This is a genomic window from Photobacterium sp. WH24 (assembly GCF_019204055.1).
GTDB lineage: Bacteria > Pseudomonadota > Gammaproteobacteria > Enterobacterales > Vibrionaceae > Photobacterium > Photobacterium arenosum.
Genome location: NZ_JAGSOZ010000005.1, coordinates 206,959 through 227,234, shown reverse-complemented (window position 1 = coordinate 227,234; position 20,276 = coordinate 206,959). Strand labels below are relative to the sequence as shown.

Below are 20,276 nucleotides of genomic sequence, written 5' to 3'. Positions count from 1 at the left end.
CTTTGCCTGAGTGGTGAAGCTGAGGTAATAATAACAAGAAAATCAATTTGTAATGGAGTGCGTGATGGCTAGAGTGGGTGTAGTACAGATGAATTCCGGGCCTGATCCTGAACTGAATCTGCAACAGCTGAAAAAGAAGTTGAAGGGGCTGCAACTGCAGGGAGCGAAACTGATCGTCACTCCTGAAAACTGCCTGATTTTCGGTACACGTGCTGACTACGAACAACATGCCGAACCGCTGGGAGAGGGTGTGCTGCAACGCCAGCTCGCCGCACTGTCCCGCCAGCTGGGCATCTGGTTACTGATAGGATCTATGCCTATCCGGCGTGAAGACGGCAGCATGTCGACCACCGCCTTGCTGTTCGACGATCAGGGCCAGTTGCAGGCCCATTACGATAAATTGCACATGTTCGATGTTGAAGTCGCCGATCGTCACCACAGCTATCGCGAGTCAGACACCTTCCGGCCGGGAGAGGCGGTTAAGGTGGTGGAAACACCTTTCGGCAACATTGGACTGTCGATCTGTTATGATGTCCGCTTCCCACAGCTGTACAGTGCATTGCGGGCACAGGGGGCCGATATCATAGTGGTGCCAGCAGCGTTTACCAAAGTTACCGGCAAAGCACACTGGGATATTCTGCTGCGCGCACGCGCCATTGAAACCCAGTGCTGGATTGTCGCTGCCGCGCAGTGGGGTGAGCATAACCAGGGGCGGGAAACCTGGGGCCACTCGATGATTATCGATTCCTGGGGACAAGTCGTCGCCTGCCAGGAGCAGGGTACAGGTGTGATCACCGCAGATATCGATCTGGGTCTGAGCGCACAGATACGAATGAATATGCCATTGCTGCAACATAGCCGTTTTCAGGTGCAGCAGTGCAACACAGAAGAGTAAGGCAATGATGCTGGAAACCGTAGAACAGACCATGCTGGCCCAATCCGGGCTTGAGCGTGACGATCTCAGCCAGATTCTGGGGCTGATGGCCGCCCGGGACGTAGATTATGGCGATATTTATTTTCAGTCCAGCTGGCACGAATCACTGGTACTGGAAGACAGTATCATCAAAGACGGCTCCTTTAATATCGACCGTGGTGTGGGCGTTCGTGCGGTATCCGGTGAGAAAACCGGTTTTGCCTACTCAGATCAAATCAGTAAGCTGGCACTGACTCAGAGTGCCAAAGCGGCGCGCGGTATTGCCCGCAGTGGCGGCTCTGGTAAGGTACAGGCCTTTGCCTCATCGCCGGTAAAGCCGGTTTATGCCGGGGTCAATCCGCTGGAGAGCCTGGAGCGCCAGGAAAAAATTGCCCTGCTGCAGGAAGTGGATGCCTATATCCGTGCCAAAGAGCCCCTGGTGAAAGAAGTCTCTGTCAGTATTAACGGTGTCTATGAGCAGGTGCTGGTCGCCGCGATAGACGGCACCTATGCGGCAGATATTCGTCCCTTGGTGCGTTTTTCTGTCAGCGTGCTGATCGAGAAGAACGGCAAACGCGAAAGCGGCAGTGCGGGCGGCGGTGGCCGGTTCGGTTATCAGTACTTTATGACTGAAAACGACGGCAAGTCAGTCGCCTTGCAATATGCTGACGAAGCCTTGCGCCAGGCACTGGTCAACATAGATGCCGATCCGGCTCCTGCCGGTACTATGCCAGTGGTACTCGGTGCAGGCTGGCCGGGCGTCTTGCTGCATGAAGCCGTTGGTCATGGTCTGGAAGGCGATTTCAACCGCAAAGGATCTTCTATGTTCTCGGGCCAGATGGGGCAGCAGGTGACCTCAAGCCTGTGTACCATAGTGGATGACGGCACTCTGGCAGATCGGCGCGGCTCGCTGAGCATTGATGATGAAGGCACCCAGGGCCAGTACAATGTGCTGGTGGAAGGCGGCAAGCTCAAAGGCTACATGCAAGATAAGCTCAATGCCCGCCTGATGGGTGTAGCGCCAACCGGTAATGGCCGTCGTGAGTCTTATGCGCACCTGCCTATGCCCCGTATGACCAATACTTACATGCTGCCGGGCGAACATACGCCGGAAGAGATCATCGCCAGTGTCGAGAACGGGATCTACGCCCCGAATTTTGGCGGCGGTCAGGTCGACATTACGTCCGGTAAATTTGTGTTCTCAGCGTCGGAAGCTTACCTGATCGAAAAGGGTAAAATTACCCGTCCGATTAAAGGCGCGACCTTAATCGGCAGCGGCATTGAAGCGATGCAGAAAGTCTCTATGGTGGGTAACGATCTGGAACTTGACCGTGGGGTGGGCGTCTGCGGCAAAGCAGGGCAAAGCGTACCTGTTGGTGTCGGGCAGCCAACCCTGAAGCTGGCGTCGATGACAGTCGGCGGCACTCAGTAAGTGCATCTGTGCTGACTGAGGCCAATAAAAATGCCAGCGTTTGCTGGCATTTTTGATCATTGAGCGCTGATCAGTCTTTGATGTAGAGCGCTTTCAGTACCTGAAAGATTTCGCGGTAGGCTTTGGCCGGCTTGTTGGCGGCTTTTTCTTTAACGGCCATGCGCACCAGCTGACGCAGTTGCTGGCGGTCAGCATCCGGATGGGCCTCCATCACTTCATTGATCACGCTATCGCCGTCATCAATCATGCGGTCACGTAAAGACTCCAGCTTGTGCAGCTGAGCCGTTACCTGGGCATGTTTATTATTCAGCTTGTCCAGTGCAGCCTGAATTGGTTCTAGCTCAATGTTGCGCATCTGTTTACCGATAAACTGCAGCTGGCGGCGGTAAGCTTCCTGCTTAAATCGCTGGGCGTCTTTGATTGCCATACGAAGCTCGTCGCTCAGCGGGATTTTCGCTAATGCACCGGGTTTGAGCTTGACCAGCTCTTCGCCCAGCTTTTGCAGGGCTTCCATGTCACGTTTCATCTCGGATTTACTCACCCAGATGATTTCTTCTTCCTCTTCCCATGGGGCTTTTTTATTTTTACGGCTCATATCAGGCTCATGACAGACTTCAATGTCTCTATTTTATCAGTTTCAAGTTGAATTTGGGCGCATTTTAATTGCCTTGAGTGTTATCCTTAGGGGAAACCGTGTAAATAAAGTATGACTATGGATGTGAAACAACAAGTCGCCCAGCAGCGTAGCGAGCTGGAACAGGCGGTCGCCCGTGCTCTTGAGCTTGCCGGCCAGCAGGCTGATGCTGCCGAAGTGGCGATTAATAAATCCACAGGGATCAGTGTCTCTACCCACTTGTGTGAGGTTGAGAATGTCGAATTTAACAGCGATGGTGCGATGGGGATTACCGTCTACCGCGGCCAGCGCAAGGGCAGTGCGTCAACTTCAGATTTGAGTGAAGCGGCGATTGCACAAACCGTGGCAGCGGCGCTGGAAATCGCACGCCATACCTCGGAAGATCCCTACGGTGGGCCGGGACCGGCTGAGCTGATGGCCAAAAACATCCCGGATCTGGATCTTTTCTACCCGGATGAACCTGAGCCGGATCATGCCGCTTCTATCGCGATTGCCGCCGAGCAGGCTGCGCTGGATGCTGACAGCCGTATCAAGCAGAGTGACGGTGCCAGCTACGACAGTCACTATGGTATCCGGGTATATGGTAATACGCACGGTATGCTGGCCAGCTACCCGAGTAGTCGCCACAGTATCAGCTGTTGCGTGATTGCCGAGGGCAAGAATGGCGACATGGAGCGCGACTACAGTTATACCCTGGCCCGGCGTACCAGCGACTTGTGGACGCCTGAGAAAGTCGGTCAGCTGGCGGCAGAACGGACTGTCAGCCGGATTGACCCGCAGAAGCTATCTACCCGTCAGGCTCCTGTGATGTTTGCCTCTGATGTTGCGACCGGCCTGTTCGGCCATCTGGTGATGGGGATCAGCGGGTCGAATTTATACCGTAAGTCGACTTTCCTGCTGGATATGCTTGATGAGCAGATCTTTCCGTCCTGGCTTAACATCAGCGAGCGTCCGCACCTGCTGCGCGGCCTGGCCAGTACACCATTTGACAGCGAAGGTCTGGCAACCCATGACAGGGAAATCATTCAGGACGGGGTACTGAAAACCTATCTGATGACCAGTTATGCTGCCCGTAAGCTGGGGCGTCAACCAACCGGCCATGCCGGTGGTATCCACAACTGGCAGGTATCCAGTACCGGTGAAGATTTCAATGCCATGCTGCGCAAACTGGGTACCGGGTTCCTGGTCACAGAGCTGATGGGGCAGGGCGTGAATATCGTGACCGGTGATTACTCCCGCGGTGCTGCCGGTTTCTGGGTTGAAAATGGCGTGATCCAATACCCGGTCAGTGAAGTAACCATTGCCGGAAATCTGAAAGACATGATGGCAAACATAGTGGCTATCGGGACAGACACTGAAACCCGCAGCCAGATTCAGACCGGCTCCATGCTGCTGGAATCGATGAAAATTGCCGGTGAGTAATTACTCACCGAGTGTGAGAGATAAAAAAAGGTCTGGCTCGTGCCAGACCTTTTTTGTTTGTGCCTTATCAGGTGAGAAATACAGTTGCCAAGCCGAGAAACACAGACAGGCCGATGATATCGGTAATGGTCGTTAACGCCATGCCGCCCGCGAGCGCCGGGTCGACATTGAGTTTCTTCAAAATAATAGGCACCCCGACCCCCGCGATACCGGCGATCAGCAGGTTGGTCAGCATAGCACCGGCGATAATCGCGCCGAGCATCAGGTTGCCTTTCCACAGAACCACCACGCCACCAATGATCCCGGCCCACAAGAGGCCATTTATTAAGCCTACCCGGGCTTCTTTGCTGAGCAGCCAGCGGGTGTTGGAATCGCCGATATGACCGACCGCCAGACCGCGAATCACCAGTGCCACAGTCTGGTTGCCGGCAACCCCGCCCATGGAGGGCACTATCGTCATCAGAACGGCGATGGCGGCCATTTTATCGAGCGTGTCTTCAAACATGTTGGAGACAGAGGCGGCGGCCAGCGCGGCCAGGACATTCACACCCAGCCAGATGCTGCGCCGGCGGGCGGATTTCATGACAGGCGCAAAGGTGTCTTCATCGTCGTCCATACCGGCCATACTCATCATGGAGTGTTCGGCATCTTCCCGGATTATATCGACCACATCATCAATGGTGATCCGGCCAACCAGCTGGTTGCCGGCATCGACCACAGGCGCCGAGAGCCAGTTACGGCGCTCAAACAGATTGGCCACTTCACTGTCGTCCATCTCGACATTGATGGCTTCATCCGGATCGTCCATCACCTCATGAATTTGTACGTCAGGCTGAGTGGTGATCAGCGTGGCCAGCGAAAGGTGGCCAATCAGTACATTGTGTTCGTCAACCACATAGAGCGTATCTGTGGCTTCAGGAAGCTCGCCCCGCATGCGCAGATAGCGCAGGACCACATCGGCGGTGACATCGCCGCGGATGGTCACGAAGTCGGTACTCATGATACCGCCAGCGCTTTCCTCCGGATAAGCCATCGCCAGCTCGACGCGATGGCGATCAGCGGCATCCATTTGTGCCAGTACTTCACGGAAACGGCTGTCAGGCAGGCTGCGCAGCACGTAAGCCACGTCATCACTTTCCATGCCTTCAGTGACGGCCGCCAGTTTTTCCGGCGCCATCATGGCCACGATACCGTCTTTTACATCTTCAGACAGTTCGTCGAGGATCTCACCCTGCTCCTCAGGATCGGTCAGTTGCCACAGCACCTGGCGCTCTTTCGGCGGGCAGGCTTCAAGCAGGTGGGCGATATCCTCAGGCTCCATATCCTGCAACATTCGCCGGACGTGAACGAACATCCCTCGATCCAGGGCCTGGTTAACCTGCTGCAGTGTCTGGTGGGTTTGATCTTGCTCGAAAATGTCCGCCATAGAGAGAACTACCTTGCTTCGTGAATACACCCAGCTCTGTTGCGACAGCGGCAGCCGGGAAATGGCGCAATAAGCTGAATATTAACGTAATAGCGCGGTCTTTGTCTCACTGGATCTGAGATCTTGCTAAGATTTCACTTGGCTGTAAGAAAGGGAGGCTGAGGTACAAAAACGGTGATTTATCGTCGGTTGCCGGGTGTTTTGTCGTTGATCGGGACGGATACAGGCAAGATAGGGGCAGATCCTTTCAGCAGGCTGACGATTGAGCACCCGGGCGGGTATCAGTTGTCTTCATCAAAACCGTTTTCGATCAGCGAGGCGACCGCTTCCAGTGCGACGCTGGCGTCGCCCCCTTCGGCGCTGACGATGATCTTCTGGCCTTGTGCAGACTCCAGCATCAATAATCCCATCACACTGTCGGCGGTTGCGGACTTGTCTTGGTTGGTGACAGTGATAATAGCGTCAAAACTCTGTGCCAGTTCGACCAGTTTAATTGCTGCCCTGGCATGCAGACCAAGGCGGTTTTTAATGAATAATTCTCGACTGACAGTATTCATGCTCAATGCTTCAGGTGACCTTGTTTTTCCAGGGTGCGGTGACGAATCTGAACCTGTTGTCCCCGCTGGCGGAAATAATCAGCCAGTTGCTGGGCAACGTACACAGAGCGGTGCTGACCGCCGGTACAGCCGATAGCAACAGTGACGTAACTGCGGTTGTTTTTTTCAAGCAAAGGCAGCCAGCTTTCAAGAAAGTGCCGGATCTGGTAAATCAGTTGGCTGACTTCATGGTGGCTCGCCAGGTAGTCCTGCACTTCAGTGTCAAGACCGGTTTGTGGTTTAAGCTCAGGTACCCAGTGGGGGTTGGGTAAGAAACGGACATCAAAAACGTAATCCGCATCGGTCGGCAAGCCATGTTTGAAGCCAAAGGACTCGAACACCATTACCAGTTCGCGGGCTTGGCGTCCCAGCACTCGTGCACGCACGGTTTCACTGAGATCATGGATAGACAGCTGAGTGGTGTCCAGTACCAGATCGGCGGCTTCTTTCAGATTTGCCAGCCAGGCGCTTTCGGCCTGAATTGCTTCTTCCAGGCTCATATTCTGCCGTGAGAGCGGATGCAATCGCCGGGTTTCGCTGTAGCGTTTGACCAGGGTGTTGTCATCGGCATCAAGAAACAGAAGGTTGACATCAGCCTGCTGACGGACGGCTTCGAGGGCTGAGCTGGTAATGTCATGATCGGCCGGCATGTTACGGACATCAACACTGACCGCCACTTTCTGGGTATGAGGATCCAGGGTTTGGATAAGATCAGAAAGCAGATGTACCGGTAGATTATCGACACAGTAATAGCCGAGATCTTCCAGTACCCTGAGCGCCACTGATTTACCTGAGCCTGAGCGGCCGCTGACTATCATCAATTTCATGACAAACCCTTCCTGATGGCTGTTATGACGGCTCTGAGGTCATGATCTGGTAAAGCTCTTCATCGCTTTTGGCAGCTCTGAGCTGCTTGAGAACCGCTTTATCGCTGAGTTTTTCTGCCATGCCGGACAGCGTCTTCAGGTGTTCTTTGCACTGGGCATCGGGCACCAGAAGCGCAAAAAGCAGATCGACGGGTTGATTGTCAATCGCATCGAACTGGATAGGTTGCTGACACTGGATCAGCACCGCAATCGCTTGTTCGCTGTCGGTGACACGACCATGAGGAATGGCAATACCATTACCAATACCTGTACTCCCCATTTTTTCACGGTTGAGCATACACTCGAACAGTGGTTGAGGGTTCTGGTTTAAATGTTGGCCAGCAATTTCGCTGATGATTTCCAGCGCACGTTTTTTACTGGAGCAGTGGACTGCACTCTTGGTGCAGTCCAAGCTTAATACTCGACTCAGTTGCATGTTAATGACTATTGAGTTTGTCTTTATGTTTGTTCAGTTGACGGACCAGTTTATCAGTTAATTGATCAATTGCCGCATACATATTTTCAGAATCTGCTTTCGCGTGGATTTCTCCAGCGTTAATGTGCAGTGTTGCCTCGGCAATCTGCTGCATTTTTTCTACATTCAGAACAACATGCACGTTATTAATTTTGTCGAAAAAGCGTTCCAGCTTATCGAACTTTGTTGTCACATACTCACGCAGGGCTGGGGTAATTTCAATGTGGTGACCAGTGAGATTAATTTGCATAGACATCTTCCTCCTTAATCGCCGGCAATCAGAGCAGGCGCTTTCTTTGGCTTGACGGCGGGATCCCCAGCGATTCACGGTATTTGGCTATTGTGCGTCTAGCCACCATGATGCCTTGATCCGCCAGTAATGTCGCAATTTTGCTATCACTCAAGGGTTTGGCCTGATTTTCGGCCGCAACCAATTTCTTCACCAGCGCGCGAATAGCCGTGGAGGAGCATTCTCCGCCGTTATCCGTACTGACATGGCTTGAGAAGAAGTACTTCAACTCAAAAATACCGCGTGGGGTATGCATAAACTTCTGGGTGGTCACCCGGGAGATCGTTGATTCGTGCATTTCAACGGCCAGGGCAATATCGTTGAGGACCATAGGCTTCATGGCTTCCTCACCGTATTCAAAAAAATCTTGCTGATGTTCAACAATGCAGCGGGCCACTTTCAGCAGGGTATCATTGCGGCTCTCCAGGCTTTTGATCAGCCATTTGGCATCCTGAAGGTGGCTACGGATAAACTGGCTGTCGGCACTGTTGCGCGTTTGTTTGCTCATCGCGGCGTATTGTTCGTTGACGCGAAGGCGCGGCACACTGTCCGGGTTGATAGTCACCACCCATTTGCCTTTATCTTTGAACACAGAAACGTCAGGAATGACGTACTCGGTTTCCGAGGCCACCACGCGGTTGCCCGGACGGGGCTCAAGCGTGTGAATCAGCGCCATGACATTTTTCAGCTCATCTTCTTTGAGCTTAGTGTCGCGCATCAGCTGGCGATAGTCGCGGTTACCCAGTAAATCCAGGTGCTCAATCAGCACCATTTTCGCTTCACTCAGCCAGGGCGTATCTTCCGGGTAAGTGGCCAGTTGTAGCAGCAGGCACTCGCGCAGATCGCGTGACGCCACGCCCAGTGGATCAAATTGCTGGACGCGTTTGAGGACGGCTTCGACTTCATCGAGTTCGACGTTTTCATCGCCCATGCTTTCCAGAATATCGTCGCAGGTGCTGGTGAGATAGCCTTTCTCGTCAACGGCATCAATGATGGCAAAAGCAATCGCGCGGTCGGTGTCGCTGAACGGTGTCAGCTCCAGCTGCCACATCAGGTAATCCTGCAGGGTTTCTGTGGTTTCGCCCTGATAGACAGGCATGTCGTCATCCGGTGCAATCCCGGCACTGCCGGTACCGGCGCTGTAGACATCATCCCAGGTGGTATCAACGGGCAGCTCGGCCGGCATTTCCCTTTGTTCAATGACATCTGAGGTATCGAAGGAATCGCTGCTGATGTCCTCATATTGCTCTGCGGCATCGTTTTTGCCGTCGGTGTGAACGTCCTCAGCATCAGATGACGGGGTGTCGCCATCCGGGTGGCTTTCGTCAAGCTCCAGCAGGGGGTTGGCATCTAAGGCCTCCTGGATTTCCTGTTGCAGATCCAGGGTAGAAAGTTGCAGCAGACGAATGGCCTGTTGCAGTTGCGGCGTCATTGCCAATTGTTGGCCAAGCTTGAGCTGGAGCGAAGTTTTCATGCGTGTACAGACACCTTGTGATTATTGTATGAATCGCTTGTTTTGGGGTCTTTAGGCCAGTCGAATCAAAACCTTCGACCAGCCTTGGCAGCTTACCTCGGTTGTGTCCTTTTATCTATAACTATAGACGGAACTGGTCTCCCAGATAGACGCGTTTCACGTGTTCATCATTGAGAACATCAGACGGTGTACCGTGAGCAATCAGCTGTCCCTGGCTGACGATATATGCGTGCTCGCAAACGTCCAGTGTTTCCCGCACATTGTGGTCTGTGATTAACACGCCAAGACCGCGATCTCTGAGGTGTTCGATGATCTTCTTAATGTCGATCACCGAAATGGGATCGACCCCGGCAAAGGGTTCATCCAGCAAAATAAACTTAGGGTTTGCCGCCAGTGCGCGGGCTATCTCTACCCGGCGCCGCTCACCGCCTGACAATGCCATGCCCTGACTGTTGCGAATATGCTGAATATGGAACTCATCCAGCAGTTCCTCAAGCTTGTCCTGGCGTTCGGCTTTGCTCAGATCGGAGCGGGTCTGCAAAACCGCCATCAGGTTGTCATGTACACTCAGCTTGCGGAAGATAGACGCTTCCTGAGGCAGATAGCCAATCCCCATACGGGCACGGTTATGCATCGGCTGCAGGCTGATGTCGTGGCCGTCTATGGTGATCTGGCCTTCATCACGGGCGACCAGACCGACAATCATATAAAACGACGTGGTTTTGCCGGCACCGTTCGGGCCAAGCAGACCGACAATCTTGCCAGATTCCACTTCCAGGCTGACATCGGAAACGACTTTGCGGCCGTTATAGCTTTTCGCCAGATGGGTTGCGGTTAACTTTGACATTCGTTCTCTTATTTATTGTTTTTGTTTGATCTGGTTCGGCTGCAGTATGGTGGTCACGCGCTGTTGATCACCACTGGTTGCCACCAGCTTCTGCTCATCAATTTTGTAACTGATGGTTTTGCCCTTAATTTCGCTGCCTTCCTGAATCAGCACGGCTTTGTCTGTCATCTTGAGAAATTCGCTTGCCGTTTCATAGCGCATTTGCATGGCAGAGCCGTTGATCGGTTTGCCGTCATCCATCTTCTGATAAAACGTGGCCGGAGAACCATAGGCATCTATGGTTTGCTGATCGCCATTCTGAGTCTGGCGCGTGACAATGATTTTGTCGGCCCGGATATCAATACTGCCCTGACGCAGCGAGACGTTGCCGGTAAAGGTCACCACATTTTTCTGGATGTCCAACTCCTGGCTGTCCGAGTTGATATATATCGGCTGCTCGGTATCGTTGCTTAATGCCCAGCCAGAGGTGCTGACTATCAGGCACAGCAGGGCGCTAATTTTGCAAAGCTTCATATCTACCTTTCACATTATTCATCAGGGTCGCCACACTGCGTTCCATGTTCCCTTTCATCCCAATACCTTCATTCTGAAAGGCACTGCCGGTAATAGTGACCGGATCGGGGGTGTCGAAATCTTTGCTGATTAAATCTAATCGCAGTGTATCTGTTTTTATCGCATTAATGGCGGAGTCAGGTAACAGATTGAAGATCCGCACATTACCAGACATCTGCAGAATGTGTTCTTTATCTAGTGTGGCGTGATTTGCACTGATGCGCCATTCACTTTCTGTACCTTCTTTGTATACCCAAATCACAGGTTGCTGGAATTCGGTATTACCACTGAGGTTGTAATACTCCAGCGTGTCTGATTCGATGCGGTAGCTGCGAATACCCGCTTCGTTGTACGAGGTATTTTTCACCCCGGTACCGGTAAAGATCGGCTTTTCGTTATCGGGTGCGGTCAGCGTGTCCTGCTGCCAGTGCTTTTGCAGCAGGTAGTAACCGGTCCATGCACACAGTATGGCCAGCACCACACAGAATAGCCGGTTTAACGTCATATACTCAGGCCCTTATGCTGATCCAATTCGCCGCGCGCCTCAAGTATCAGATCGCAGACTTCCCGTACCGCGCCATAGCCGCCTTTGATGCGGGTGGTCAGATCGGCACGCTGTGACAGCAGCGGGTGGCCATCGGCGACGCAAACGGACAGCCCCACTTCGGCCATCACTGGCCAGTCAATGAGGTCATCGCCGATATAGGCCGTATATTCAGCCGCAATACCCAGTTTATTAACGATATCCAGATAGGCTGCCAGTTTGTTGTCCTGGCCCTGATAGATATGCTGGATACCCAGTGCCGACATGCGGTTTTCAACAATCTGCGAGCGGCGACCTGTGATGATGGCGACGTCGACGCCGGCGGCCATCAGAGATTTGATGCCATAGCCGTCTCGGGTATGGAAGGTTTTCAGTTCTTCGCCATTGTTACCCATGTAAATACGGCCATCGGAAAACACGCCATCAACATCGCAGATCAGCAGACGTATGTTTTTTGCCTGCTGAAAAAGATGCTGCGGGACCGGGCCGTACAGGGTGGATTGCATTGCTGTTGTCATTACATTACTCCGGCTCTGAGCAGATCATGCATATTCAGAGCACCTACCAGCCGTTGGTCATCGACAACCAGCAGGCCGTTAATTTTTCTTTCTTCCATCAGTTTAAGCCCTTCAGCGGCCAGTACCTGAGAGGAAATGGTTGCCGGATTCGCAGACATGACTTCACCTATACGCGTCTGATGGATATCAATGCGTTTATCGAGCAAGCGGCGAAGGTCACCATCGGTAAAGATGCCGCTTAACATTTGGTTATCGTCAACGATGGCCGTCATACCCAGTCCCTGGCGGGAGACTTCGAGCAGGGCATCTTTTATGCTGGCATCCTGATGGATAACGGGCAGGCGCTCACCGCTGTGCATCACATCGGCAATACGCAGCAGCAACTTACGACCCAGCGCGCCGCCGGGGTGAGAGAGAGCAAAATCGTCAGCAGTAAAACCGCGCGCTTCCATCAGCGCAATGGCCAGCGCATCCCCCATGGCCAGGGTGGCCGTGGTACTGGAGGTGGGGGCCAGGTTCAGCGGGCAGGCTTCCTGATTGACCGTGATTTGCAAATGCACCTGAGCCAGCCGTGCCATGGTGGATTCGGGTTTGCCTGTCATGCTGATTAAAGCAATGCCCTGGCGTTTAATCACAGGCAATAGCGTCAGGATTTCACCGGCTTCACCGGAATTGGAAATGGCCAGCACGATATCACGCTTATCCAGCATGCCCAGATCACCGTGACTGGCTTCTCCTGGGTGGACAAAAAATGCCGGAGTGCCAGTGCTGGCAAGGGTGGCGGCAATCTTACAGCCGATATGGCCGGATTTTCCCATCCCCATGACGATCACTTTTCCCTGGCAGCGGCTGATGAGCTGACAGGCTTCGCTGAAACTGCCATTGATATATTGCGACAGGCCTTTGAGGGCTTCCGCTTCAATGTCAATCACACGTCGGCCAATCTGGCCGTAGTCAAAGGAATCAGGCATAGTTTCGCTCTCGGTTAAGCCGCCATATTATAAAGCAGATAGCTCTGATAGGCGACAAAGCATAAAATCAGAATCAAGCCTTCCAGGCGGTTGATACGACGGCGTCTGCCCAGTGCCATCAGAACCAGCAGGACAGAGATACCCAGCATCACGTAAAAGTCACGCCCCATTGCCAGCGGACTGATCACTGAAGGGTTGAGCAGGCCAGGCAGCCCCATCACAGCCAGAATATTGAAGACATTAGAACCGATGATGTTACCTACGGCCATGTCGTCTTCGCCTTTGTGGATGCTGGCAATCGACGCCGCCAGTTCCGGCAGGCTGGTACCGACGGCAATGATCGTCAGGCCGATAACCAGATCGCTCATGCCGAAGTATTTGGCAATAGTCACGGCAGAATCAACCAGCATGTTGGCCGCATAAGGCAGTAATAGCAATCCAATCACAATCCATACTGACGCCGCCATATTGCTGACGCCCTGAGGAATTTCAGATTCCTGCTCTTCCAGCAGTATGTCTTGAGCGCCATTATTTCCGCTGCGGCTGATCTTCAGCATTGCCAGAATGAAAATAACAAACAGAACAACCAGTAAGACGCCTTCAAAAAAGCCTAAATAACTGTCCCACAGCAGTACACCGGCAATCAGTGTGACCACCATCATCAGCGGGAGTTCACGGCGAATGATGCCGGAACTGATGGATAAAGGCTTGATAAGGGCGGTTAACCCCAGGATTAACGCAATATTTGCAATGTTTGAACCCAGTACGTTACCGACGGCAGTGTCAGTTTTTCCCGCCAGTGCGGCAGTGGCAGAGACCATCATTTCCGGGGCGGAAGAGCCCATCGCCAATATGGTCATACCGATAATGAGCGGGGCAACCCCTAAATTCCTTGCTAAGGCTGCTGCTCCAAACACAAGTCGATCCGCACTCCATACCAGTAACGTAAGTCCGATACCGAGTAACAAGATGGCTTCAAGCATTATAAACCCTTATAGATTTTTCAATGAGCTGGTTTTTAAGGGGGTAATTTTGACGTTTCACTGACGAAAATGGAAGGAAAAGCCGAGAGTATTTGCTTTTGGGGCTGTGATCTTTATATGGGAAATAGGCCACTGATGCAAAGTGAGTGTGTTTATGGCACTGAATACACAGCGGGATTGGTTTCATTCAGGACTTTTATGTTATAAAAAACAAGATTCATAACCTGAACGGGTCTGTGCTATTCGGGCAACGGCCAAGAACGAAAAATCACAACGAGCTGACAGGTATTACCTTGAGTTGGTCAGGGAATCTACCTATGATCAACCACATGCAATATAACTAATTAATTACATTCAATTATGCTTGTATCGACGTGCATTCCGGATGAATCACTGATGCAAGGGTATTTAGGAAGGTTATGACAGCAACCGAAGCGCTAATTCGAATTAACAACCTGACGTTTTCCCGGGGTGAACGCAAAATCTTCGATGATGTGTCACTGGAGGTGCCGAAAGGCAAGATCACTGCCATCATGGGGCCGTCCGGCATTGGTAAAACGACCTTGCTTCGTCTGATTGGTGGACAGATTATGCCGGATCAGGGGGAGGTTTGGTTTGATGATAAAAATATCCCAGCCTTGTCGCGCAACGACTTGTACCGGGCGCGTAAGCGGATGAGTATGCTCTTTCAGTCTGGTGCGCTGTTTACCGACATGACAGTTTTTGACAATGTGGCGTTTCCTTTACGTGAGCACACAGATCTGCCTGAAGAGTTGCTGCGTACTTTAGTGCTGCTCAAACTCGAAGCTGTCGGGTTACGGGGAGCGGCTAATTTAATGCCTAACGAGCTGTCCGGTGGCATGGCTCGTCGTGCGGCGTTGGCGCGTGCGATAGCACTCGATCCCGACCTCATCATGTATGACGAACCTTTTGTCGGGCAGGATCCCATTACCATGGGAGTACTGGTCAAGCTTATCCATAGCCTGAACGAGGCCCTGAGTATTACCTCAGTTATTGTGTCACACGATGTGCCCGAAGTGATGAGTATTGCCGACCATGTGTATTTGTTGTCAGGTGGCAAAATCATTGGCAGCGGCACCCCGGATGAACTGAACGCCAACCCCGATGAGAGGGTTCGCCAGTTTCTTGATGGAAACGCTGACGGTCCTGTGCCGTTCAAATTCCCTGCACAGGCACTGGAGCAGGATCTTTTCAGTCAGCTCTCGTCATAACCGCGCGCTCTATTAAGAGCCAGTGCGTTATCGCGAATAAGAAAGGTAATTCCATATTATGTTAACGGATTTTATCGTGCAGCTGGGCCAGAGTACGCTGTCCAGTTGTCGCACCATGGGACGGGCGACCTTGCTGTTATCCGGCGCACTGGTGAGTAAACCGCAACCTGCCAAAATGTTCCCATTGCTGTTAAAACAGCTTTATTCCGTTGGGGTGCTCTCAGTCGCTATCATTATGGTATCGGGCTTATTTATCGGTATGGTACTGAGTCTGCAAGGGTTTATTGTGCTGGTGGATTTTGGTGCAGAAACCAGCCTGGGCCAGATGGTGGCACTGTCGTTGTTGCGGGAGCTGGGGCCTGTGGTCACCGCCTTGCTGTTTGCCGGCCGGGCCGGCTCGGCCTTAACTGCTGAAATTGGCTTGATGAAAGCCACTGAGCAGATTTCCAGCATGGAAATGATGGCTGTCGATCCGCTTCGCCGTGTGGTCGCGCCGCGTTTCTGGGCGGGTGTTATTTCCATGCCGCTGCTGACAATGCTCTTTATTGCTGTTGGCATCTGGGGCGGCCAGCTGGTGGGTGTGAACTGGAAAGGTATTGATTACGGCAGCTTCTGGTCTGTGATGCAGTCATCGGTAGAGCTGGGCTATGACATAGGCAACAGCCTGATTAAGTCGCTGTGTTTTGCCGTCACCGTCACCTGGATTGCCGTTTTTAATGGTTTTGATGCCGTACCGACATCAGAAGGTATCAGCCGGGCAACTACCCGGACAGTCGTGAATTCTTCATTGGCGGTATTAGGTTTAGATTTTGTGCTGACAGCACTCATGTTTGGGAATTAATCATGCAACAGAACAGGCAACTAGAACTTTGGGTCGGCAGCTTTGTATTAGCAGGCATTGTGGCGCTGCTGGTGCTGGTATTTAAAGTGGCGGATGTTAAAAGCTTCGGTAATTCTGAATCTTACGACCTGAAAGCGCGGTTTGAAAATATTGGCGGACTGAAAGTTCGCTCACCGGTCAAAGTGGGTGGTGTGACCATTGGCACAGTGAGTAATATCTCGTTGGATACAGAGTCTTATGTCCCCGTAGTGACACTCGCTATTGATAAGAAATACGGTTACTTTCCAGAAACCAGTTCCGCTGCCATTCTTACATCAGGCTTACTGGGCGAGCAGTACCTCGGGTTGTCTCCGGGCTTTATCGACGAAGGTATTGTGATGCTGGATGACGGTGACTTCATCGAAGACACCAAATCGGCACTGGTGCTGGAAGACATGATTGGCCAGGTACTGTACAGCATAGGCAACGACGGCGATAAATAAGGAAGAGTACAATGAAATTTTTGAAGATTTTATGCCTTACGATAGCGTGTATACCGCTCTTTGCCAGCGCCGCTACCGTAGATAAAACCGACCCCTATAAAATGATGCAGGCCGTGTCGCAACAGACATTTGCCCGTCTTAAGTCTGAGCAGGCTCAGATTCAGCGTAACCCTGACTATTTACGCACTGTAGTCCGTCAGGAACTGCTGCCTTATATCAACACCCGTTATGCCGCTTATAAAGTGCTTGGGCCGCAGTTGAAGCAGACAACCAAAGAGCAGCGCAATAACTTTGTTAATGCATTTACTGATTATCTGGTCGCCTCATATGCTCAGGTGCTGACTCAGTACACGGATCAGGAGATTCGGATGGAGCCGGTTAAGTCGGTGCCGGCCAGCAGCTCTATCGTGTCTATCCGTGTCGATATTCTGGATGCGCAACGTCCGCCTATTCGTCTGGATTTCAAACTGCGTAAGAATAAGCAGACCAATGAATGGCAAGGTTACGACATGGTGGCCGAAGGGGTCAGTATGATTTCAACCAAACAGAGTGAATGGAGCGGGCAACTGCGCACTCAGGGTGTCGACAAGGTCACGCAGGATTTACGTGCTCTGGCGGCTAAGCCAATCAAACCTGAGGAAAAATGACCATGGGGAATCCCGCCGTCCATTGGCAGGTGCAGGAAAATGGCTATTACCGCTTGTCAGGAGTGCTGGAACGTGACACAGTGCCAGCCTTTTGGCAGCAAAGACGTGAATGGATGCCACAAGATGCTAAGGTCACGATCGAACTGTCTGACCTGACTCGGGTAGACTCTGCGGGTATGGTTATGCTGCTGCACTTGCACCGGGAACTCACTCAGGCAGGACGTCATCTGGTGCTGCAAGGCGTGCCGCAACAATTGTTAACCCTGCTCCGCCTTAGTCATGTCGACACTGTGCTGGCTGCCTGTATGGAATGATCAACAGCTCAAGTAGAGGATAGCTTGTGGAAATATCTGAAATTAAACAAATTCTTGAAAATGCGTTGGAGCTGGATGAAGTCATAGTGAATGGCGAAGGCAGCCACTATCAGGTGATTGCTGTCGGTGCAATGTTTGACGGTATGAGCCGTGTGAAAAAACAGCAGGCAGTCTATGCACCTTTGATGTCGCATATTGCCAGTAATGCCATTCATGCCTTGTCAATCAAAGCCTACACTCCTGAAGAGTGGGCGCGTGACAAGAAGCTGATGTCTTTGTAAGAGATAACCAATGCAGAAGTTTCGAATTCAGGGCAATGGCCCACTCCGCGGTGAAGTCGCGATTTCGGGCGCAAAAAATGCTGCCCTGCCAATTTTGTTTGCCTCACTGCTGGCAGAAGAGCCGGTAGAAGTCGGCAATGTTCCAAAGTTGCGTGATATTGACACCACCATGGAACTGCTGAGCCGTTTAGGCGCAAAAGTGGAGCGCAATGGCTCTGTGTATGTCGATGCCAGCAATATCAATGAATATTGTGCCCCTTACGATCTGGTGAAAACCATGCGTGCTTCAATTTGGGCGCTCGGACCTCTGGTTGCCCGCTTCGGTAAGGGCCAGGTGTCGCTGCCAGGTGGTTGCGCTATCGGTGCCCGTCCGGTTGATTTGCACATTCATGGCCTGGAACAACTGGGGGCAACTATCACCCTGGAAGAAGGCTATGTGAAAGCCGAAGTGGCTGGCCGCCTGCAAGGCGCCCGCATAGTGATGGATAAAGTCAGCGTTGGTGCGACTGTGACCATCATGTCGGCGGCGACGCTGGCACAAGGCAAAACCGTGATTGAGAATGCCGCCCGTGAACCGGAAATTGTCGATACTGCCGATTTCCTCAATACTCTGGGTGCAAAAATCTCGGGTGCCGGTACAGATACGATAGTTATCGAAGGTGTTGAGCGTCTGGGCGGTGGTTATCATGAAGTGCTGCCGGATCGCATTGAAACCGGTACCTTCCTGGTCGCTGCGGCTATTTCTGGCGGAAAAGTGGTGTGTCGTAACACCCGTCCTTCGCTACTCGAAGCCGCCCTGGCGAAGCTGGAAGAATCCGGTGCCCTGATTGAGACCGGTGACGATTGGATCAGTCTGGACATGACGGGTCGCGAGCTGACCGCAGTCAATATCCGCACTGCGCCACACCCTGGTTTCCCGACCGATATGCAGGCACAGTTTTCTTTGCTGAATCTGGTCGCCAAAGGTACCGGCATCATTACCGAAACGATCTTTGAGAACCGTTTCATGCACATTCCTGAGCTCATCCGCATGGGCGCGCATGCTGAAATCGAAGGTAACACTGTGATTTGTGGTGATACTGACGGCCTGAGCGGTGCTCAGGTGATGGCAACCGATCTGCGCGCCTCAGCCAGCTTGGTCATCGCCGGTAACATTGCCAAAGGTGAGACGATTGTTGATCGTATTTATCACATTGACCGTGGCTACGAGCATATCGAAGAGAAGCTGCGTGGTCTGGGAATGAAGATTGAGCGCTTCAGCGAGTAAGCTGCCAAAGTAATCTGGATGTCCAGTCACTGCTTTCAGTGTCTGGACATTGTCTACTGATCCTATCTAGCTATTCTTTTTCTGCTTATCTGTCCGGCTCATCGCCAATCAGCACAGTTAACTTCTTCGGTTTACCGTTGCGTAGCACCGTCATATCGACGTAGGTGCCAGGGCGCAGCTCTGTGACTATATCCAGCACATTGCGCATATCGGTAACCGGCTTGCCGTCAATCTCGACTAGGATGTCCTGAACCTTAAAGCCCGCTTTGGACGCAGGACCATCAGGATCCATGCCCATCACTATGATCCCTCTTACCTGCTCCGCATCATACAATCGAGCCATAACCGGATTGATTTCGCGGCCATCAATACCGATATAGCCACGGATCACCCGACCATCTGCGATGAGTTTATTCATGATCTTTTGTGTGAGCTGATAGGGAATGGCAAAGGAAATACCGTAGGTTTCAATGTCGGTCGCCTGCTGAAAAGAAGCGGTGTTGATACCGACCAGCTCGCCACGGGTGTTGACCAGTGCGCCACCTGAGTTGCCTTCGTTGATCGCTGCATCGGTCTGGAGAAAATCCTGCCGGCCATAGAAACTCATGCCGGAGCGACCGGTGGCAGAGATGATCCCGTAGGTGGTGGTCTGTCCCAGATTATAGGGGTTACCGATGGCCAGAACCACGTCGCCCACAGCAGGGGGATAATCCGGGTTTAGTGGAATGACAGGCAGATTTTCGGCCTGGATTTTTAATACCGCGATATCGGTGCGTCTGTCTTTACCAATCAGCTGGGCCGTAAAAATGCGGCTATCCTGCAGTGCCACGATCACCTGATCCGCTTCGGCAACCACGTGATAGTTGGTCACTATATAGCCTTTATCACTCATGATAACGCCAGATCCAAGGCCCTGAGTACTCAATTGCAGGCGGTCTTCAGCATTGTAGCGGCGGTTATAGATATTAACGACAGCAGGGGAGGCACGGCGGACGGCATAACTGAAGGAAATCTGCTGCGGAACATCAGGCTGGCCATTGAGAGCGGCATCCGGAGAAAACATCTGGCTGCGCAGACTGGGGAAAGCAAGTAGCAAGACTCCAGCCGTCAGCACGCCCATTAAGGCGGATCGACTTAAAAATGCCAGCATTGATGCTCCCCTGATTGGCTCAAGCTTTACCATTAAAGCAAAAGGTTAAAAACCGATTGAGAATAGCATTTACATCCAGTTATCAACAAGTCGAAGCGGGAAGGAGATGACAGAAATGCC

The 20,276-nt window shown here is 52.3% G+C and carries 24 protein-coding genes; 10 read left to right on the top strand and 14 right to left on the bottom strand.

Annotated features, from left to right (window positions below):
- Positions 1 to 64 precede the first annotated feature (64 nt).
- On the top strand, positions 65 to 895 hold the full coding sequence (locus tag KCG43_RS08620; protein ID WP_192015856.1) for a carbon-nitrogen hydrolase family protein: 831 nt from the start codon (positions 65 to 67) through the stop codon (positions 893 to 895).
- Between the two features lie 4 nt (positions 896 to 899).
- Entirely contained in the window at positions 900 to 2,345 is a 1,446-nt protein-coding gene (gene tldD, locus KCG43_RS08615; protein ID WP_192015855.1) for a metalloprotease TldD, read from the top strand.
- Positions 2,346 to 2,415: 70 nt separating this feature from the next.
- On the opposite strand, the gene yjgA is transcribed toward tldD, so the two are convergent.
- Entirely contained in the window at positions 2,416 to 2,940 is a 525-nt protein-coding gene (gene yjgA / locus KCG43_RS08610) for a ribosome biogenesis factor YjgA (protein WP_192015854.1), read from the bottom strand.
- Between the two features lie 117 nt (positions 2,941 to 3,057).
- Here yjgA and pmbA point away from each other — a divergent pair, with 117 nt between their 5' ends.
- Positions 3,058 to 4,401, top strand: coding sequence for a metalloprotease PmbA (gene pmbA / locus KCG43_RS08605; RefSeq protein ID WP_192015853.1), 1,344 nt, complete (start codon positions 3,058 to 3,060; stop codon positions 4,399 to 4,401).
- A 67-nt stretch (positions 4,402 to 4,468) separates the two neighbouring features.
- Here the strand turns inward: pmbA and mgtE are convergent, their stop codons facing one another.
- From mgtE to KCG43_RS08545, 12 genes are all read right to left on the bottom strand, one after another.
- A complete protein-coding gene (gene mgtE, locus KCG43_RS08600) occupies positions 4,469 to 5,827 on the bottom strand; it encodes a magnesium transporter (protein ID WP_192015852.1) in 1,359 nt (452 codons plus the stop codon).
- A gap of 281 nt (positions 5,828 to 6,108) precedes the next feature.
- Entirely contained in the window at positions 6,109 to 6,384 is a 276-nt protein-coding gene (locus tag KCG43_RS08595) for an HPr family phosphocarrier protein (RefSeq protein WP_192015851.1), read from the bottom strand.
- A gap of 2 nt (positions 6,385 to 6,386) precedes the next feature.
- Positions 6,387 to 7,250: an RNase adapter RapZ gene (gene rapZ / locus KCG43_RS08590; protein WP_192015850.1), complete on the bottom strand. Its 864-nt coding sequence runs from the start codon at positions 7,248 to 7,250 to the stop codon at positions 6,387 to 6,389.
- A 22-nt stretch (positions 7,251 to 7,272) separates the two neighbouring features.
- A complete protein-coding gene (ptsN, locus tag KCG43_RS08585; protein WP_192015849.1) occupies positions 7,273 to 7,725 on the bottom strand; it encodes a PTS IIA-like nitrogen regulatory protein PtsN in 453 nt (150 codons plus the stop codon).
- 1 nt (position 7,726) lies between these two features.
- Positions 7,727 to 8,014: a ribosome hibernation promoting factor gene (hpf, locus tag KCG43_RS08580; RefSeq protein ID WP_027253714.1), complete on the bottom strand. Its 288-nt coding sequence runs from the start codon at positions 8,012 to 8,014 to the stop codon at positions 7,727 to 7,729.
- Between the two features lie 28 nt (positions 8,015 to 8,042).
- The gene (locus KCG43_RS08575; RefSeq protein ID WP_370630676.1) at positions 8,043 to 9,485 is read right to left on the bottom strand and encodes an RNA polymerase factor sigma-54; all 1,443 of its coding nucleotides are present in this window, start codon (positions 9,483 to 9,485) and stop codon (positions 8,043 to 8,045) included.
- Positions 9,486 to 9,648: 163 nt separating this feature from the next.
- Positions 9,649 to 10,374, bottom strand: a complete 726-nt coding sequence (gene lptB, locus KCG43_RS08570) for an LPS export ABC transporter ATP-binding protein (protein WP_027253712.1) — start codon at positions 10,372 to 10,374, stop codon at positions 9,649 to 9,651.
- A 12-nt stretch (positions 10,375 to 10,386) separates the two neighbouring features.
- Positions 10,387 to 10,887 carry a lipopolysaccharide transport periplasmic protein LptA gene (gene lptA / locus KCG43_RS08565; RefSeq protein WP_192015847.1) on the bottom strand — a complete coding sequence of 167 codons (501 nt, stop codon included), beginning with the start codon at positions 10,885 to 10,887 and terminating at the stop codon, positions 10,387 to 10,389.
- Entirely contained in the window at positions 10,868 to 11,431 is a 564-nt protein-coding gene (lptC, locus tag KCG43_RS08560; protein ID WP_192015846.1) for an LPS export ABC transporter periplasmic protein LptC, read from the bottom strand. The genes lptA and lptC overlap by 20 nt, the downstream gene beginning before the upstream one ends.
- Positions 11,428 to 11,988, bottom strand: a complete 561-nt coding sequence (kdsC, locus tag KCG43_RS08555; protein WP_218384352.1) for a 3-deoxy-manno-octulosonate-8-phosphatase KdsC — start codon at positions 11,986 to 11,988, stop codon at positions 11,428 to 11,430. Before kdsC ends, lptC begins: the two co-directional genes overlap by 4 nt.
- On the bottom strand, positions 11,988 to 12,959 hold the full coding sequence (gene kdsD / locus KCG43_RS08550; RefSeq protein WP_192015844.1) for an arabinose-5-phosphate isomerase KdsD: 972 nt from the start codon (positions 12,957 to 12,959) through the stop codon (positions 11,988 to 11,990). Before kdsD ends, kdsC begins: the two co-directional genes overlap by 1 nt.
- Before the next feature lie 14 nt (positions 12,960 to 12,973).
- Positions 12,974 to 13,942 carry a calcium/sodium antiporter gene (locus KCG43_RS08545; protein WP_192015843.1) on the bottom strand — a complete coding sequence of 323 codons (969 nt, stop codon included), beginning with the start codon at positions 13,940 to 13,942 and terminating at the stop codon, positions 12,974 to 12,976.
- 419 nt (positions 13,943 to 14,361) lie between these two features.
- Here KCG43_RS08545 and mlaF point away from each other — a divergent pair, with 419 nt between their 5' ends.
- From mlaF to murA, 7 genes are read left to right on the top strand one after another with little or no spacing between them, the layout of a single operon-like run.
- Positions 14,362 to 15,174 carry a phospholipid ABC transporter ATP-binding protein MlaF gene (gene mlaF / locus KCG43_RS08540; RefSeq protein ID WP_218384349.1) on the top strand — a complete coding sequence of 271 codons (813 nt, stop codon included), beginning with the start codon at positions 14,362 to 14,364 and terminating at the stop codon, positions 15,172 to 15,174.
- Between the two features lie 58 nt (positions 15,175 to 15,232).
- Positions 15,233 to 16,015, top strand: coding sequence for a lipid asymmetry maintenance ABC transporter permease subunit MlaE (gene mlaE, locus KCG43_RS08535; protein WP_046220587.1), 783 nt, complete (start codon positions 15,233 to 15,235; stop codon positions 16,013 to 16,015).
- Positions 16,016 to 16,017: 2 nt separating this feature from the next.
- Positions 16,018 to 16,497, top strand: coding sequence for an outer membrane lipid asymmetry maintenance protein MlaD (gene mlaD / locus KCG43_RS08530; RefSeq protein WP_218384347.1), 480 nt, complete (start codon positions 16,018 to 16,020; stop codon positions 16,495 to 16,497).
- 11 nt (positions 16,498 to 16,508) lie between these two features.
- On the top strand, positions 16,509 to 17,144 hold the full coding sequence (mlaC, locus tag KCG43_RS08525; RefSeq protein ID WP_192015840.1) for a phospholipid-binding protein MlaC: 636 nt from the start codon (positions 16,509 to 16,511) through the stop codon (positions 17,142 to 17,144).
- A 2-nt stretch (positions 17,145 to 17,146) separates the two neighbouring features.
- Positions 17,147 to 17,458: a lipid asymmetry maintenance protein MlaB gene (locus KCG43_RS08520; protein WP_192015839.1), complete on the top strand. Its 312-nt coding sequence runs from the start codon at positions 17,147 to 17,149 to the stop codon at positions 17,456 to 17,458.
- A 26-nt stretch (positions 17,459 to 17,484) separates the two neighbouring features.
- Complete coding sequence (gene ibaG / locus KCG43_RS08515; protein WP_027253701.1) at positions 17,485 to 17,739, top strand: BolA family iron metabolism protein IbaG; 255 nt, start codon at positions 17,485 to 17,487, stop codon at positions 17,737 to 17,739.
- A 10-nt stretch (positions 17,740 to 17,749) separates the two neighbouring features.
- Positions 17,750 to 19,006 (top strand): UDP-N-acetylglucosamine 1-carboxyvinyltransferase, encoded by a 1,257-nt coding sequence (murA, locus tag KCG43_RS08510; protein WP_192015838.1) that lies wholly within the window; start codon positions 17,750 to 17,752, stop codon positions 19,004 to 19,006.
- Between the two features lie 85 nt (positions 19,007 to 19,091).
- Here murA and degS read toward each other — a convergent pair whose 3' ends face one another.
- Positions 19,092 to 20,156: an outer membrane-stress sensor serine endopeptidase DegS gene (gene degS, locus KCG43_RS08505; protein ID WP_192015837.1), complete on the bottom strand. Its 1,065-nt coding sequence runs from the start codon at positions 20,154 to 20,156 to the stop codon at positions 19,092 to 19,094.
- Positions 20,157 to 20,276 lie beyond the last annotated feature (120 nt).

Bases quoted from the DNA above. Each gene is read 5' to 3' on its own strand.
- KCG43_RS08620 (WP_192015856.1), top strand. From the start codon at position 65: ATGGCTAGAGTGGGTGTAGTACAGATGAATTCCGGGCCTGATCCTGAA.
- tldD (WP_192015855.1), top strand. From the start codon at position 900: ATGATGCTGGAAACCGTAGAACAGACCATGCTGGCCCAATCCGGGCTT.
- yjgA (WP_192015854.1), bottom strand. From the start codon at position 2,940: ATGAGCCGTAAAAATAAAAAAGCCCCATGGGAAGAGGAAGAAGAAATC.
- pmbA (WP_192015853.1), top strand. From the start codon at position 3,058: ATGGATGTGAAACAACAAGTCGCCCAGCAGCGTAGCGAGCTGGAACAG.
- mgtE (WP_192015852.1), bottom strand. From the start codon at position 5,827: ATGGCGGACATTTTCGAGCAAGATCAAACCCACCAGACACTGCAGCAG.
- KCG43_RS08595 (WP_192015851.1), bottom strand. From the start codon at position 6,384: ATGAATACTGTCAGTCGAGAATTATTCATTAAAAACCGCCTTGGTCTG.
- rapZ (WP_192015850.1), bottom strand. From the start codon at position 7,250: ATGAAATTGATGATAGTCAGCGGCCGCTCAGGCTCAGGTAAATCAGTG.
- ptsN (WP_192015849.1), bottom strand. From the start codon at position 7,725: ATGCAACTGAGTCGAGTATTAAGCTTGGACTGCACCAAGAGTGCAGTC.
- hpf (WP_027253714.1), bottom strand. From the start codon at position 8,014: ATGCAAATTAATCTCACTGGTCACCACATTGAAATTACCCCAGCCCTG.
- KCG43_RS08575 (WP_370630676.1), bottom strand. From the start codon at position 9,485: ATGACGCCGCAACTGCAACAGGCCATTCGTCTGCTGCAACTTTCTACC.
- lptB (WP_027253712.1), bottom strand. From the start codon at position 10,374: ATGTCAAAGTTAACCGCAACCCATCTGGCGAAAAGCTATAACGGCCGC.
- lptA (WP_192015847.1), bottom strand. From the start codon at position 10,887: ATGAAGCTTTGCAAAATTAGCGCCCTGCTGTGCCTGATAGTCAGCACC.
- lptC (WP_192015846.1), bottom strand. From the start codon at position 11,431: ATGACGTTAAACCGGCTATTCTGTGTGGTGCTGGCCATACTGTGTGCA.
- kdsC (WP_218384352.1), bottom strand. From the start codon at position 11,988: ATGACAACAGCAATGCAATCCACCCTGTACGGCCCGGTCCCGCAGCAT.
- kdsD (WP_192015844.1), bottom strand. From the start codon at position 12,959: ATGCCTGATTCCTTTGACTACGGCCAGATTGGCCGACGTGTGATTGAC.
- KCG43_RS08545 (WP_192015843.1), bottom strand. From the start codon at position 13,942: ATGCTTGAAGCCATCTTGTTACTCGGTATCGGACTTACGTTACTGGTA.
- mlaF (WP_218384349.1), top strand. From the start codon at position 14,362: ATGACAGCAACCGAAGCGCTAATTCGAATTAACAACCTGACGTTTTCC.
- mlaE (WP_046220587.1), top strand. From the start codon at position 15,233: ATGTTAACGGATTTTATCGTGCAGCTGGGCCAGAGTACGCTGTCCAGT.
- mlaD (WP_218384347.1), top strand. From the start codon at position 16,018: ATGCAACAGAACAGGCAACTAGAACTTTGGGTCGGCAGCTTTGTATTA.
- mlaC (WP_192015840.1), top strand. From the start codon at position 16,509: ATGAAATTTTTGAAGATTTTATGCCTTACGATAGCGTGTATACCGCTC.
- KCG43_RS08520 (WP_192015839.1), top strand. From the start codon at position 17,147: ATGGGGAATCCCGCCGTCCATTGGCAGGTGCAGGAAAATGGCTATTAC.
- murA (WP_192015838.1), top strand. From the start codon at position 17,750: ATGCAGAAGTTTCGAATTCAGGGCAATGGCCCACTCCGCGGTGAAGTC.
- degS (WP_192015837.1), bottom strand. From the start codon at position 20,156: ATGCTGGCATTTTTAAGTCGATCCGCCTTAATGGGCGTGCTGACGGCT.